This window comes from Nocardioides luteus (genome assembly GCF_014648595.1).
Lineage (GTDB): Bacteria > Actinomycetota > Actinomycetes > Propionibacteriales > Nocardioidaceae > Nocardioides > Nocardioides luteus.
In genome coordinates, this window is sequence record NZ_BMRK01000001.1 from 272288 (window position 1) to 287405 (window position 15118).

15 protein-coding genes are annotated in these 15118 nt (G+C 68.2%); 14 read left to right on the top strand and 1 reads right to left on the bottom strand.

The window, feature by feature from the left end:
- Window positions 1-2: 2 nt before the first annotated feature.
- Window positions 3-1391 (top strand): serine hydrolase domain-containing protein, encoded by a 1389-nt coding sequence (locus IEY81_RS01310; RefSeq protein ID WP_189116631.1) that lies wholly within the window; start codon window positions 3-5, stop codon window positions 1389-1391.
- On the top strand, window positions 1388-2287 hold the full coding sequence (locus IEY81_RS01315; protein WP_189116632.1) for a DNA-3-methyladenine glycosylase family protein: 900 nt from the start codon (window positions 1388-1390) through the stop codon (window positions 2285-2287). Before IEY81_RS01310 ends, IEY81_RS01315 begins: the two co-directional genes overlap by 4 nt.
- Window positions 2288-2445: 158 nt before the next feature.
- Here the strand turns inward: IEY81_RS01315 and IEY81_RS01320 are convergent, their stop codons facing one another.
- Window positions 2446-3696 (bottom strand): phospholipase D-like domain-containing protein, encoded by a 1251-nt coding sequence (locus IEY81_RS01320; RefSeq protein ID WP_189116633.1) that lies wholly within the window; start codon window positions 3694-3696, stop codon window positions 2446-2448.
- 334 nt (window positions 3697-4030) lie between these two features.
- Between IEY81_RS01320 and IEY81_RS01325 the strand changes: the two genes are divergently transcribed.
- From IEY81_RS01325 to IEY81_RS01380, 12 genes are all read left to right on the top strand, one after another.
- On the top strand, window positions 4031-4804 hold the full coding sequence (locus tag IEY81_RS01325) for an MlaE family ABC transporter permease (protein WP_189116634.1): 774 nt from the start codon (window positions 4031-4033) through the stop codon (window positions 4802-4804).
- A gap of 7 nt (window positions 4805-4811) precedes the next feature.
- Entirely contained in the window at window positions 4812-5654 is an 843-nt protein-coding gene (locus IEY81_RS01330) for an MlaE family ABC transporter permease (protein ID WP_189116635.1), read from the top strand.
- Window positions 5655-5670: 16 nt separating this feature from the next.
- Window positions 5671-6813, top strand: coding sequence for an MCE family protein (locus IEY81_RS01335; RefSeq protein WP_189116636.1), 1143 nt, complete (start codon window positions 5671-5673; stop codon window positions 6811-6813).
- Window positions 6810-7907, top strand: coding sequence for an MCE family protein (locus IEY81_RS01340; RefSeq protein WP_189116637.1), 1098 nt, complete (start codon window positions 6810-6812; stop codon window positions 7905-7907). Before IEY81_RS01335 ends, IEY81_RS01340 begins: the two co-directional genes overlap by 4 nt.
- Window positions 7904-8893 (top strand): MCE family protein, encoded by a 990-nt coding sequence (locus tag IEY81_RS01345; RefSeq protein ID WP_189116638.1) that lies wholly within the window; start codon window positions 7904-7906, stop codon window positions 8891-8893. The genes IEY81_RS01340 and IEY81_RS01345 overlap by 4 nt, the downstream gene beginning before the upstream one ends.
- Entirely contained in the window at window positions 8890-10233 is a 1344-nt protein-coding gene (locus IEY81_RS01350) for an MCE family protein (protein ID WP_189116639.1), read from the top strand. The genes IEY81_RS01345 and IEY81_RS01350 overlap by 4 nt, the downstream gene beginning before the upstream one ends.
- A complete protein-coding gene (locus IEY81_RS01355; RefSeq protein WP_189116640.1) occupies window positions 10230-11594 on the top strand; it encodes an MCE family protein in 1365 nt (454 codons plus the stop codon). Before IEY81_RS01350 ends, IEY81_RS01355 begins: the two co-directional genes overlap by 4 nt.
- Complete coding sequence (locus tag IEY81_RS01360; RefSeq protein ID WP_189116641.1) at window positions 11591-12868, top strand: MCE family protein; 1278 nt, start codon at window positions 11591-11593, stop codon at window positions 12866-12868. Before IEY81_RS01355 ends, IEY81_RS01360 begins: the two co-directional genes overlap by 4 nt.
- A gap of 5 nt (window positions 12869-12873) precedes the next feature.
- On the top strand, window positions 12874-13458 hold the full coding sequence (locus IEY81_RS01365; RefSeq protein ID WP_189116642.1) for an Rv1363c family protein: 585 nt from the start codon (window positions 12874-12876) through the stop codon (window positions 13456-13458).
- The gene (locus tag IEY81_RS01370) at window positions 13458-14339 is read left to right on the top strand and encodes a hypothetical protein (protein ID WP_189116643.1); all 882 of its coding nucleotides are present in this window, start codon (window positions 13458-13460) and stop codon (window positions 14337-14339) included. Before IEY81_RS01365 ends, IEY81_RS01370 begins: the two co-directional genes overlap by 1 nt.
- Window positions 14340-14423: 84 nt before the next feature.
- Entirely contained in the window at window positions 14424-14900 is a 477-nt protein-coding gene (locus tag IEY81_RS01375; protein ID WP_189116644.1) for a pyridoxamine 5'-phosphate oxidase family protein, read from the top strand.
- 22 nt (window positions 14901-14922) lie between these two features.
- Entirely contained in the window at window positions 14923-15117 is a 195-nt protein-coding gene (locus IEY81_RS01380; protein WP_189116645.1) for a ferredoxin, read from the top strand.
- The last annotated feature ends 1 nt before the right edge of the window (window position 15118 follow it).

Below are 15118 nucleotides of genomic sequence, written 5' to 3' on the forward strand. Positions count from 1 at the left end.
CCATGACACCGACGACCGCCCACGCCTGGCTCCAGGACGAGCTGCCGGCCCTGCTGGAGAAGCACCGGGTGCCCGCGGCAGCCGTCGGGGTGCTCCAGGACGGCGAGGTGGTCGACCATGCCAGCGGCATCCTCAACCTCGACACCGGCGTGGAGGCGACGACCGACTCGCTGTTCCAGGTCGGCTCGATCACCAAGCTGTGGACCACCGACCTGGTGATGCAGCTCGTCGACGAGGGCAGGATCGACCTCGACGACGAGATCCAGCGCCATCTGCCGGGCTTCCGGGTCGCCGACGAGGAGGCCGCCCGCACCATCACCGTGCGCCATCTCCTCTCCCACACGGCCGGCTTCGAGGGCGACGTGTTCACCGACCACGGCCCCGGCGACGACGCCGTGGAGCGGTTCGTGGCCTCGATGGGCGACCTTTCGCAGATCTTCGCGCCGGGGGAGCGGTTCTCCTACTGCAACACCGGCTTCGCCGTGCTCGGTCGACTGGTCGAGGTGCTGCGCGAGGCCACCTGGGACCGGGCGCTCCAGGAGCGGCTCGCCGCCCCGCTGGGCCTGACCCACGTCGCGACGACCGCCTACGACGCGATCCGGTTCCGCGCCGCGATGGGCCACATCGACCCCGCCCCCGACCACGTGCTTCGCCCAGGCCCGTCGTGGGGGATGGCCCGCGCCAGCGGGCCGGTGGGAGCGATGCTCTCGATGCGCGTACGCGACCTGCTCGGCTATGCCGCGATGCATCTCGCCGACGGCATGGCCGGGGACGGCACTCGCATCCTCTCCGCAGATGCGTGCGCCGAGGTGCTCACCCGTCAGGTCGACCACCCGGCGTCGACCCGATCCGACGCACGCGGCCTGGGCTGGTCCCTCGACGACCTCGCGCAGGGGATCGTCGGCCACGACGGTCAGACCATCGGCCAGTCGGCCTTCTTCCGGGTCGTGCCCGAGCAGGGGGTGGCGGTCGCGCTGCTCACCAACGGAGGCGACACCCACGGCCTCTACCACGACGTCGTCGGCCGTCTCCTCGACGAGCTCGCCGGCGTACGCATCGCCGCCGACCCGACGTCGCCCGACCAGCCACCGCACGGCTTCGACGCCGGGCGTCTGCTCGGCACCTACCGCGCTCGGATCGTCGACTGGAACCTGCGACAGGCCCCTGACGGCCGCCTCTGGGTCGAGGAGCTGCCCGGCCCCGAGGCCGCGGCCGCGGGCGACAAACCACACAGCTACGAGGTCGTCCCGTACGCCGTCGACCAGGTCGTCACGCGCCACGCGCTGCACGGCGCCCACCACGTCTTCGGCTTCACCGGCCGCGACGACTCCGGGCGGGCGACGCATCTGACCACCAGCCGGGTGATCCCGCGGGCTAGCCTCGACTCATGAGCTCGCAGCGGACGGTCCGGCCGGGGTACCCGGTCGGCGTCGCCTCGATGCTGCGGCCGCTGCGGCGCGGTCCGGGTGACCCGACCTACAAGATCATCGGCGAGGACCACTGGCGCGCCGTCCGTACGCCCCAGGGCACCGCCACGCTCAGACTGCGCCAGCGCGGCACCGAGGTCGAGTCCCAGGCGTGGGGCGAGGGAGCGGAGTGGGTGCTGGAGCAGGTGCCGGCGCTGCTCGGGGCCGAGGACCGACCGGAGGAGTTCCACACCGACGACCCGCTGCTCGCCGGTCTGCTCGAGCGCTTCGAGGTGCCGCGGTTCGGCCGCACGCAGCTGATGATGGAGGCCCTCGTCCCCGCCATCATCGAGCAGAAGGTGACCAGCCAGGAGGCGTTCCGCGGCTTCGGCGCCATGGTGCGCCGCTTCGGCGAGGTCGCTCCCGGCCCCGATCATGGGCTCCGGGTCCAGCCGTCGCCGCAGACACTGCGGACGATCCCGAGCTGGGACTGGCTGCGTATGCCTGTCGACCCGGCCCGCTCCAAAGCGGTGCTCCAGGCGGCCAGGGTCGCCTCCGCGATCGAGCGCACCGTCGACCTGGCCGGCGACGAGGTCGAACGTCGGCTCACCACCATCCCCGGCATCGGCGAGTGGACCGTCGCAGAAGTACGTCAGCGTGCGCTCGGCGACCCGGACGCGGTCAGCTTCGGCGACTACCACATCGCCAAGGACATGGGCTGGGCGCTGACCAACCAGACCTGGAGCGACGATCAGCTGCGGGAGTATCTGGAGAAATTCCGGCCGCATCGGGGGCGGGTCGTCGCTCTTGTCTATCGGGCGGCTGGGAAGCGGCCTCGGCGGGGGCCTCGGATGTCGCCTCGTACGCACTTGCCTCGGTGAACCCCTCATGCCTCGCGGCGAGTCGGGCATCAGCCCCTCATACCCCGCGCCGAGTCGGCGCATCAGCCCCCTCGCGCTCGCTTCGCTTCGCGCGGCACGGGGGCAGATGCGCCGACTCGGCAGTACCAGACGGGGCAGATGCGCCGACTCGGCATGCCTCAGAGCAAGGGTCGCAGAGGGGTGAGCACGAGCTCGGTGAACTTTCGGTGGATGTCGCGGGCGGCCCACTCGTCGGCCGTGAGCTCGAGCGCGTTGGACTCGTCGCGGGAGAAGATCTCCTCCATCTGCTTGGCGACGTCGCGGTCGAAGATCTCGAGGTTGATCTCGTAGTTGCCGGTCAGGGAGAGGCGGTCGATGTTGGCGGTGCCGACGGTCGACCAGAAGCCGTCGACGGTGGCCGTCTTGGCGTGGATCATCGCGTCCTTGAACCGCAGGATCCGCACGCCGGCGTCGAGGAGCTGGGAGAAGTAGCCGCGTGAGATCCAGTCGACCACGACGTGGTTGGACTTCAGCGGCAGCAGGATGCGTACGTCGACCCCGCGCTGGGCCGCGGCCTTGAGCGCGTCCACGAAGTCCTCGTCGGGGACGAAGTAGGCGGTGGTCAGGTAGACGTTGCGGGAGGCACGGTTGATGGCCTCGAGGTACATCGACCGGATGGGGAACATCCACAGCCGCGGCACGTTGCGGTGGAACCGGAGGTCGGGGTCCCACGACGGCGCGGTCTCGATGAGCAGCGGGCCCTCGGCGTCGGTGCGGTGGGTGAGCGGGTGCGGGCGGCGGCGGTTGAGGTTCCAGAAGTCGGCGAAGGCGCGGCGCAGGTCCCATACCCCGGGGCCGGTGATGCGCACGTGCGTGTCGCGCCACTCGGTGGCGTACGCGTTCCCGATGTTGTAGCCGCCGACGAACCCGACGGTGTCGTCGACGACCAGGATCTTGCGGTGGTCGCGGCCGTAGCGGGAGAGGTCGAAGAAGCGCAGGCCCGCCGCGTAGGTGGGGTAGCGCAGCACGTGCACGCCCTCGGGGAACCGCTTGAAGCGCGAGGGCACGACGAGGTTGGCGAGCTCGTCGTAGATGCAGTAGACCTCGACGCCGCGCTCGGCGGCTGCGCCCAGCGCCTCCTTGAACCGCTGGCCGACGTCGTCGCCCTTCCAGATGTACGTCTCGAAGAAGATCTGCTTCTTGGCGCCGTCGATGGCGGCGATCATGTCCTCGTAGAGGTCGTTGCCGAAGGTGTAGGTGGTCACGGTGCCGTCGCCGACCGCGTTGGTGCGCGGCGGGGTGACCGGGAACGGCTTGCCCCTCCGGCCGCGGGCGCCACGGCTGCGATAGCCGTCGACGAGGCTCATCACGACAGCGAGCGCCACCGGAACGCCGAACACGGCGAGGAGCAGGCGGCGTAGGAACCTCATGACGCCCCCCGGCGAAGGTCTCATCACGGTCCCCAATCTAACTGGCGCATCCTGTCGATACACACCGGTGCGGACTTCTACCTCGAGCCGGTGGTCTCTCATCGCACGCACAGGCCGGGACCAGCATGCGAGAACGACCTTCACGAGTCGCGCCGCCGGGGTGGAGGATCTGTGACCGCCGTCACCTACCGGCGGGTAAGTCGTGGGAACGAAATACCTCCCACCCTGTTCTCGGACTTGTCAGGAAGGGTCGTTGCCCTCAGAACTGAAACATGTTCTACTACTGGTTCACAAGCGTGAGCCGAGTCACAAGACCGCGTGCGGAAGGTGAAGGATGGCAGTGCAGTTCGCCTCGCTGGTCCGAGGTGTCGGCGGGATGGGGCTGATGACCGGAGAGGTCGTCAAGGGCACCTTCACGACCAAGTTCCAGCTGCGCGAGTTCCTCGAGCAGGCGTGGTTCATCACCAGCGTCACGATGATGCCGGCGGTGCTGGTCTCGATCCCGTTCGGAGCGGTGATCTCGCTGCAGGTCGGCAACCTCGCCGGTCAGCTCGGTGCGCAGTCCTTCGCCGGTGCGACCGCGGTGCTCGCGGTGGTCAGGGAGGCCGCACCGATGGCGGCCGCGCTGATCATCGCGGGAGCCGCCGGGTCGGCGATCTGCTCCGACATGGGCTCTCGCAAGATCCGCGAGGAGATCGACGCGATGGAGGTGCTGGGCATCGACCCGGTGATCCGGCTGGTGATCCCGCGGGTGCTCGCGTGCCTGTTCGTCTCGGTGATGATCAACGGCATCGTCATCGCGACCGGGATCGGCGGCGGCTACTTCTTCACCGTGATCGTCCAGGGCGGTTCGGCGGGTGCGTTCCTGTCGAGCTTCACCGCGCTGGCCAGCCTTCCCGACCTCTACATATCGATGGTCAAGTCGGCCCTGTTCGGGTTCCTGGCGGCGATCATCGGCGCCTACAACGGCCTCAACGCGCAGGGCGGCCCCAGCGGGGTCGGGCGAGCGGTCAACGAGGCCGTGATCATCGCGTTCATGATGCTGTTCGTCCTGAACTCCATCATGACCGCGGTCTACTTCCAGATCGTTCCTCAGGACGGGTTGTGATCCCCCCGTGTCCAACACGCTCGCCCAGGTGGGCAACCAGATCGTCAAGGAGCAGCGCGAGGCCGTCGAGGGCTACGGCGACCAGCTGCTCTTCTACGCCAAGGCACTGGCCTGGGCGCCCCGCACCGTGCGCCGCTACAAGCGGGAGGTGCTCAACATCCTGGCCGAGGTCGCCTTCGGCGCCGGCGGCCTGACGATGATCGCCGGCACCGTCGGCGTGATCGCGTTCATGGCGTTCTTCGCCGGTTCCGAGGTCGGCATCCAGGGCTACGCGAGCCTGAGCCAGATCGGTGTCGCGAAGTTCTCCGCGTTCATCTCGGCCTTCTTCAACACCCGTGAGGTCGCCCCGCTGATCTCCTCGATCGCGCTCGCCGCGACCGTCGGTTGCGGCTACACCGCCCGCCTCGGCGCGATGCGGATCTCGGAGGAGATCGACGCGCTCGAGGCGATGGGCGTCCCGAGCCTGCCCTACCTGGTCACCACCCGGATGATCGCCGGGTTTCTCGCGGTCATCCCGCTCTACGTCGTCGCGCTGTGCGCCTCCTACCTCAGCCCGCGGCTGATCACGACGCTGATGTACGGGCAGTCGGGCGGGACGTACGACCACTACTTCCTGGCCTTCCTGCCACCGATCGACATCCTCTACAGCTTCCTGAAGCTGATCATCCTCGCGGTCGCGATCATCCTGATCCACTGCTACTACGGCTACACCGCCTCGGGCGGCCCTGCCGGCGTCGGCATCGCGGTCGGCAAGGCGATCCGCACCTCCATCGTCACCGTGGTCGTCGCGGACTTCTTCCTGAGCTTCGCGATCTGGGGCTCGACCACCACTGTCCGGATCACAGGATGAGGTCGGTGCCCACCAGATGCTGATCGGAATCCAGCGCGACACCCGCGCCGAGCACTCCAAGCTCTTCGTCTCCGGGATCGCCTTCACGGTGACCCTGGCCCTGCTGATCGCGCTCTGCGTGGCGATCTACCAGAAGGCGTTCGTGCAGTTCACCACCGTGAAGGTCGAGGCCGAGCAGGCCGGCCTGCAGTTGCCGCGCTACGGCGACGTACGCATGCACGGCGTCATCGTCGGCCAGGTCCGCGAGATCCACCAGGACGGCAAGAAGGCCGTCATCGAGCTCGGTCTCGAGCCGGAGCAGGCCGAGCGCATCCCCGCCAACGTCAGCGTCCAGATCAAGCCGACGACGCTGTTCGGGCAGAAGTACGTCGAGGTCATCGACCCCAGCGGCGACCGCACCGGAGCGCTGAGCAACGGCACGGTCATCCCCGCCGACCGGGTGCGCACCAGCGTCGAGCTCGACGTGATCCTCGCCCGGCTCTTCCCGCTGCTGAAGTCCATCCGTCCCCAGGACCTCAACAGCACCCTGCACGCCCTCGCCACAGCGCTCTCCGGCAACGGGGAGAAGCTCGGCGAGACCCTCGTCAAGCTCAACGACTACCTCGAAGAGATGAACGTCCACCTCCCCACGCTCGAGAAGGACCTCGAGGACATGGCCGACGTCGCGGAGACCTACTCCATGGCCGCCCCCGACCTGGTCAAGGTCCTCGAGAACACCACGACCACCGCCAAGACCGTCACCGACCAGCGCGCCCGTCTGGGTGGCCTGCTCACCTCCGTCACCGGCGTCGCCGACACCTCCGAGAACCTGCTCGCCGAGAACGAGAAGGAGATCAGGTACGAGACGGAGCTGGCCGTGCCGCTGCTGAAGCTGCTGGCCGACTACTCCCCGGAATACACCTGCCTGCTGCGCGGCCTCGACGACTACACCGAGCTGCTGGCGACCGTCTTCCAGCAGAACCGGGTGCGGCAGACGATGGTGCTCGACGGCACCCAGAAGCCGGCGTACGGCCGTGCCGACCGCCCCGAGTGGGGCGAGGTCGGCCACGGGCCGTGGTGCGACGGCCTGCCGACCCCGAAGGTGCCCGCCGGGCCCAAGGAGCTGAAGAACGGCACCGAGGACATCCCGTGGGCGCCGGGGAACGGAGGTCTGCAGTGAACAAGCGCGATCTGAAGACCGCGGTCGCCGGCACCAAGCTGGTCGTCTTCACCCTGGTCTCGATCCTCGTCACCGGCACCCTCGCCTCGATCATGGGCAACGTCGGGTTCGGTGACCGGGTCTCCTACCGGGCCGAGTTCACCACCGCCTCGGGCCTGAGCGAGGGTGACGACGTACGCGTCGCCGGCATCACCGTGGGGGAGGTGCTCGCCGTCGAGATCGAGGGCGGCGACCACGCCATGGTCACCTTCCGCGTCGACAAGTCGGTGCCGCTCACCACCGCCAGCGGTGCCCAGGTGCGCTACCTGAACCTGGTCGGCGACCGCTACCTGGCGCTGACGCAGGACGCCGGCAACCAGGGCGCGAGCGATCCCAGCCCGCTGCGGAAGGGCCAGGCGATCGCGCTGGCCAACACCACGCCCGCGCTGAACCTGACCGAGCTCTTCAACGGGTTCCAGCCGCTCTTCCAGGCGCTGCAGCCCAAGGACGTCAACAAGCTCTCCCTCAACCTGATCCGGGTGCTGCAGGGAGAGGGCGGCACCGTCGCGAGCCTGCTGTCGCAGACGGCCTCCCTCACCAGCGCGCTGGCCGAGCGCGACGAGCTGATCGGCGACGTCATCACCAACCTCTCCAAGACGCTGAACACCGTCAACGAGCACCACTCCGAGCTCGCCGAGCTCATCCAGCAGCTCAGCGGCTGGATGAAGGACCTGGCCCGCGACAAGGAGGCGATCGGCGACTCGATCTCATCGATCGGCGACCTCACCGACGAGCTGGCCGGGCTGCTCACCGACGTACGCCCGTTCCTGAAGGAGGACATCAAGCAGCTCAAGCGCGTGATGGCCGTCCTCAACAAGCCGGGCAACCAAAAGCTTCTCGACAGGACCCTGGAGCGGCTCCCGGCGACCCTGGAGTCGCAGGCGCGGATCGGCAGCTACGGCTCCTGGTACAACTACTACCTCTGCGACCTCGACTTCTCGATCAAGCTGCCCTCCCTCGGCGAGCTGCTCGACAACTCGCCCGCCGTCAAGGCGATCCAGAAGCAGCTCGACAACGTGGCCTTCTACAGCAAGTCCGAGAGGTGCAAGCTGTGAGTCACCACTCCAACACGAAGCTCACCCGCACCGGCGTGATCACGATCGTCGCGATCGTGCTGGTCCTGACGGCGGCGTTCAACCTGCGCAAGCTGCCGTGGTTCGCCGGCACGACCTACCAGGCGGAGTTCTCCGACGCCAGCGGCCTGCACGTGGGCAACCGGGTCGAGATCGCCGGCATCCGGGTCGGCCGAGTCAGCGACATCGAGATCGAGGGCGCCAAGGTCGTGGTCTCGTTCTCGGTCGAGGGCACCGAGATCGGTCACCGCAGCGAGGCGACGATCGGGGTGCTCAACCTGCTCGGGGAGAAGTACCTCGACATCAAGCCGCAGGGCGGCCACCTGCTCGACGCCGGATCGACGATCCCGCTGGCGCGCACCAGCGCGGGCAGCGACATCGTCGGCACCTTCGGCGACCTCACCGAGACGACCGAGGCGATCGATACCCAGCAGCTGGCCAAGGCGCTGACCACGATGTCCGGCACGCTCGACAAGGCCGGGCCCGAGGTGCAGGGTGCCTTCCAGGGCATCGCGGCGCTCTCCCAGACCATCGCCTCCCGTGGAGACGAGCTGGAGTCGCTCCTGCAGGACGCCGAGAAGGTCGTCCAGCTCGTCAACCAGCGCAAGCACGACATCGTCAGCGTGATGGAGAACGGCGACCAGGTCTTCGCCGAGCTCATCTCGCGCCGCCAGGCCATCCACCAGCTGCTGGTCAACGCCACCGCGCTCTCCGAGCAGCTGCAGGCGCTGGTCAAGGAGAACGAGAAGCAGATCGGGCCCGCGCTGGACGCGCTCGAGACGGCGCTGAAGTTCCTCAACGCCCGCGAGAAGGACCTGACCAAGACCATCCAGAACTACGGGCCGTACGCGTCGATCCTGATCAACATCATCGGCACCGGCCCGTGGTTCGACGCCTATCTCGGCAACCTGACCGGCATCGCGAGCGGCGAGTTCGTGCCCGGACGACGACCAGGGATCGTGGAATGACCAACATCATCGAACGACTGACCGAGGTGCCGCGCGGCAGGGGCCGACGGCGTACGAAGGCGCCGGTCGCGGTCGCCGGCACCGAACGGACCTCGCGGCCCAGCCTGAGGTCCAAGTGGGCGGCGCTCCCGCTCGCTCTGGTGCTGATGTGCGGCCTGCTGCTGGTCTCCGAGGTCGCCGCGCCCGACACCAAGCTGGTGACCGCGAGCTTCCCGCAGGCGGTGAGCGTCTACGAGGGCTCCGACGTCGTCATCATGGGGGTCAAGGTCGGCCGGGTCGCGTCGCTGGAGCCCAAGGGTGACCACATCGAGGCCGTGATCGAGTACGAGAGCGACTACAAGCTGCCCAAGGACGTGAAGGCGGCGATCGTCACCCCGACCCTGATCGCGGACCGGTTCATCCAGCTGACCCCGGCTTACACCGGCGGCCCGGCGATGGCCGACGGCGGCGAGATCCCGATCGAGCGCACCGCCGTCCCGGTCGAGCTCGACCGCATCTACTCCAGCCTCTCGGAGCTGACCACCGCGCTCGGACCCAACGGCGCCAACAAGAACGGTGCGCTGAGCGACGTCCTGCGTGAAGGTGCGGCCGCGCTGGAGGGCAACGGCAAGGTCGGCAACCAGGCGATCGCGGACATGTCCGAGGCGGCCCAGGTGCTCGGCGGCAACTCCGAGCAGCTCTTCAGCACCCTGTCGCAGCTCTCCGAGGTCACCACGACGCTGGCGAAGAACGACGAGACGACCGAGAAGTTCCTGACCGACCTCTCGACCGTCTCCACGCAGCTCGCCGGGGAGAGCGACGAGCTCGACCAGGCGCTGGTCGCGATCGCCCAGGCGGTCAAGGTGACCAAGTCGTTCGTCGAGAACAACTCCGACGCCCTGGTCGGCGACGTCAAGGAGCTCAACAAGACGCTCCACATCCTGGCCAAGGAGAAGAAGACCCTCGGCACCGTCATCGACCTGGCGCCGCTCGGTCTCGGCAACCTGGCCGAGGCGTTCGACCCGGCTTCCGGGTCAGTCGGCTTCCGGCTCCAGGTGGGCCCGATGGGCACCGACCTGGCCAACATCCTCTGCATGGCCGTGGAGAACGACAAGATCCCGGCCGCCAAGCAGATCTGCGCACTCTTCAAGGCGCTGCTGCCGACCAGTGCGACCGCGCCGATCGGACAGGCGATCACCGACGCCGGCGTCCCCACCGACCGCAACACCCAGGCCGAGAGCCCCGCCAAGGGCGCCAAGGCGAAGAAGAAGCCCGAGGTGAAGCCCCAGGTGGTCCAGGACGGCGGAATCGGCGCTCTGAGCGGGTCCCTCCAGGACCTGATGTCAGGAGGCAAGAGATGAGGACGCGGGTCTTCTTGGCGATGCTGGGTCTGATGGCCTTGGGAAGCGGCTGTGGCGTACAGGCCTATGATCTGCCGCTTCCCGGCAAGGAGGTCGGCTCGGGTGACGGCTACGTCGTGACCGCGAAGTTCAACGACGTCGTCGACGTGGTGCCGCGCACCAAGGTGATGGCCAACGACGTCCCGGTCGGCCAGGTCGACGCGGTCGAGCGGGAGGGCTGGCACGCCAAGGTCACCATGACCATCCGCAAGGACATCGAGCTCCCGGCCGACGCGCTGGCCAACGTACGCCAGACCAGCCTGCTCGGCGAGAAGTACATCTCGCTGGTGCCGCCCCAGGGCTCCACGGTTGCGAGCGCAGGCAAGCTCGGCGACGGCGCGGTCATCGGGCTCGACCGCACCAACCGCAACCCCGAGGTCGAGGAGGTGCTCGGCGCGCTCTCCTTCCTGCTCGCCGGCGGCGGCGTCGGTCAGCTGAAGACGATCAGCGACGAGCTCAACACCATGATGGACGGGCGCACCGGCGGGATGAAGGACCTGCTGGGCAACCTGGAGACCACGGTCGCCTCGCTCAACCAGCACAAGAGCTCCATCATCCGGGCGATGGAGCAGGTCGACCGCCTCACCCGCACCCTCAACAAGGAGTCCGAGAAGATCGAGGAGGCCATCGACTCCTTCGGGCCCGCCCTCGAGGTGCTGCGCCAGCAGCACGCCGACCTGCTGAAGATGATGAAGGCGCTCGACCGGCTCGGCGTGGTGGCCACCCGGGTGATCAACCAGAGCGGCGCCAACCTGACCACGGCGCTGGACGAGCTGGCGCCGACGCTGCGCGAGCTCGCCGACGCCGGTGCCTCGCTACCGCGCGGACTGATGATGGCGGCCAGCTTCCCGTTCCCGGAGAACGCCGCCGGGCTGGCGATGGGCGACTACTCCAACGCGCTGTTCCACATGGACCTCGACCTCGGCAAGCTCGTCGGCAGCCTCACCAACGGCAAGTCCCCCGGTCTGCTGCCGCAGGTCTTCCAGCTGTGCCTGTCCTACTCCAAGGGCTGCGAGGCGATCCAGCCGCTGGCCAAGGCGCTCTGCGACCTGACCAACCTCCAGCTGACTTGCTCGGTCGTCGGCAAGGAGGACACCCCGGCCAAGCCCGGTGAGAAGACGCCGAAGCTGCCCGACGTCGCCGACCTGCTGCCCAAGAGCTCGACCTCGACCTCGACCAAGACGCCGGGGCTCAGCGGCCTCGTCCCGGAGATCGCCGAAGGACTCTCGGCGCCCGCCGACGCGGACACGCCGAGCGCCGAGCCGACGACCGGCGGCCTCACGGGCCTGCTCGAAGGACTCCTGGGAGGGGGCAAGCGATGACCCGCAGCGTACGCAACAAGCTGGTGGTCTTCCTGGTGATCGCCGCGGTGGGCATCTTCTACGTCTCGGCCGCCTATCTCGGTCTCGTCGACCGGATCCTGGGCCGCCATGTGGAGGTGTCCGTCGACCTGCCGGCCTCCGGCGGTCTCTACGTCGGCAGCGAGGTCAACTACCGCGGCCTCGGCATCGGCCGGGTCTCCTCGATGACCGTCACCGACGACGGCGTCCGCGTCGGCCTGGAGCTCGACCCCGGCACCGAGGTGCCGCGCGATGCTGCCGTGGAGGTGCACAACCTCTCGGCGGTGGGGGAGCAGTACATCAACTTCATCCCCGAGTCGGCCTCCGGGCCCTATCTCGCCGAGGGCGACGTCGTCACCGCCGGCCCCGAGTCGATGCCCGGCACCACCGACGAGCTGCTCACCCAGCTCGACAGCTTCACCACCTCGATCAACGGCGAGGACCTCAGCACCGTCGTCGCCGAGCTCGGCACGCTCTTCCGCGGCAACGCCGAGAACCTGCGTACGCTGCTCGACTCCGGCTCCACGCTGGTCGACGACGCCACCAAGCACCAGAAGGACACCATCCGGCTCCTCGACACCAGCCAGACGGTGCTGAAGACGCAGAAGGAGCACAGCGGTGACATCCGCGAGTTCGCCGACGGGCTTGAGAAGGTGACCGCCACCCTCGACAAGCGCGACCCGGAGCTGCGCGAGATCCTCGAGGGCGGCGAGGCGACCGCGTTGCAGGTGCAGTCGCTGGTCGACGGCCTGCAGCCGCTGCTGCCGGTCTTCCTGGCCAACCTCAGCACCGTCAACGAGGTGCTCACCGCCCGGCTGCCGGCGATCGAGCAGACGCTGGTGACGTTCCCGCGGGTCGTGGCGACAGGGTGGACCGGCTCGCCCGGCGACGGCTACGGTCACCTGTCAATGGGTCTCGTCTACACCACGCCGCCGTGCCAGAAGGGCTACAAGCCCCCGGAGCAGTGGATCCCCGGCACCGTGACCGAGAAGCAGCCGCTCTACCCGGCCAAGTGCACCGACAAGCGGGCCCAGCCCGACTACGAGGGCGACAACCCGATCATGCAGCGCGGGGTCAACATGGTGCCGAAGCCCGAGGGCGTGGAGAAGTACGTGACGTCCTACGACCCCAAGACCGGGCGCACCCGCCTTCCCGACGGGAAGACGGTCACGATGTCCGCCCCGAACGATGACGGAGGCCTGGTCTCCGCCCTGTCCGACGACTCCTGGCGATCGATGATCCTGGGTGAGGAGTGAGCTCGATGCCACCTACCCCCGAAACGGCCGAGAACCTCGACGTGAAGCTGTCGATGGCCAGACTGGGGCGGCTCAACACCGTCCTCGCGGCGGTGGTCGTCATCCTGGTCGTGCTGGCGGCGGCGGTCTTCATCGGCGGTGCCCGGATGCTGCCCTGGACCACCTCCGCCGAGGCCGCGGCCGCAGACTACGACGAGGCCAAGTCGGTCGCCGAGGAGGGTGTGATCGCCTTCCTCGACGTCGACTACCGCGACATGGACCCGCGGATCCAGGCGGTCAAGGAGATCTCCACCGGCACCTTCGGCAAGGAGTACACCGCGATCGCCGAGCAGATCCGGCAGGCTGCGATCCCGGCCCAGACCGTCTCCAAGGGGAAGGTCAAGCAGGTCGGCATCCGCACGATCGGCCCGAAGAAGGCGGTCGTGCTGGTCGCCGTCGACTCGGTCGTCACCAGCAGCCAGACCGCTGAGCTGAAGAAGAGCGAGACCTGCCCCTACGAGGGTGCGCGGTGCTCGAAGTACCGCTTCAAGGTGTCGCTGGACAAGACGAAGGACGGATGGCGCATGTCCGACCTGGCAGGAGTCAACTGATGACAGGCGTACGAGCGAACGGGTCCGTCTCCAGCGACCAGAAGGAATGTCCCTTCTGCGCGGAGACGATCAAGGCGGCCGCGATCAAGTGCCGTTACTGCGGGTCCGACCTGCTGCCGCCCACCGACGAGCCGGAGGACGTACGCGACGAGGTCGCTGCGCCGGAGGAGGCGGAGGTCGACACCAAGCCTCAGGCTGAAGCTGAGGGTGAGGTCGAGGGTGAGGCTGGTGACGACGCCGGTGACGAGGCCGAGGAGAGCACCGAGGAGAGCCCCGAAGAGCGGGCCGGTTTCGCCGAGCGGTGGCTGGGCGATGGCAGCCGGACGCTGACGGCCGTGCTCGGCGTACTCGTCCTGGTGGCCGGCGCAGCGCTCTGGCTGGCCGTCGACCTGGTCTCGAAGGACGACGTGGCGCCCGGCGGTGAGCTGACCGCGGCCGGGTCGCGGGCCGCGATCATGGAGCACTCGGTCGGGCTGACGCAGACCGTGATGTCCTACCAGGCGGCCAGCGCGGAGAAGGACATCGCGGCCGCGAAGAAGCTGATGACGCCGGGGATGCAGAAGGACTACGAGAAGACGCTCCCGGGCGAGGACAAGCGCAAGGAGCAGGCCAAGCTGGGGATCAAGGTCTCCGCGCAGGTCGCCCCGCTCTCCGAGGAGGGCGCCAAGGCGGGCGAGAAGGGCAAAGCGTGCATCGAAGAGGACTGTGCCGCCTCGATCATCTCGGCGACCGAGGACGAGGCCGAGGTGCTGCTCTTCGTCAACCAGAGCGCGAGCGCACCTAAGACGAAGAACACAGTGGTCAGCCCTACCTGGGAGGTGCTGACGCTCGTCAAGGAGGATGGCGGCTGGCTGATCTCCGAGATGAAGGCTGCCTCGTAGATCTCGCGCAGCGGTCCCCTTCGGGGGCACCTCTGTCCCTGATATGGTAGAACGTGTTCTAGTTCTCATGCTCGAGGAGGGCACATGGCCGGCTCCCGCCAGTCCGTACAGCTGACCGATGGCGAGATCGAGGACTTCCTCGGATCGCAGATGAAGGTGCAGGTCGCCACCGTCGGTGTCGACGGCGCGCCACATCTGACCACGCTGTTCTACGTGCTCGACGAGGGGAAGATCGCCTTCTGGACCTACGGGTCCTCGCAGAAGGTGCGCAACCTGCGCCGCGACCCCCGGGTGACCTGCCTGGTCGAGGACGGCGTCGACTACTTCGAGCTGCGTGGCGTCAGCATCACCGGTCACGCACGGCTGGTCGAGGACTACGACGAGATCAAGGACATCGGCTCCCGGGTGATGACCCGGATGGCCGGCGGTGCGGATCTTGGTGAGCTCGGCGACGACCTGGTCTCGAAGCAGGCACACAAGCGCGTCGGCATCGTCATCGAGCCCGACAAGATCGCAAGCTGGGACCATCGCAAGCTGGGTGCGCTGCCCGGTCAAGGATGACGACAACGAGGAGATGACGGACATGGCAAAGGTGATCGCGGACTTCGACCTGTGCGAGTCGAACGGGATGTGTGAGGCGTTCGCTCCCGACGTGTTCGAGATCGACGACGACGACTTCCTGCAGATCGCGGACCCGACCGTGACCCCGGAGAACCGCGACCGCGTCGAGCAGGCCGTTGCCGGCTGCCCCAAGGCGGCCCTGAGGATCGAGGAGTAGC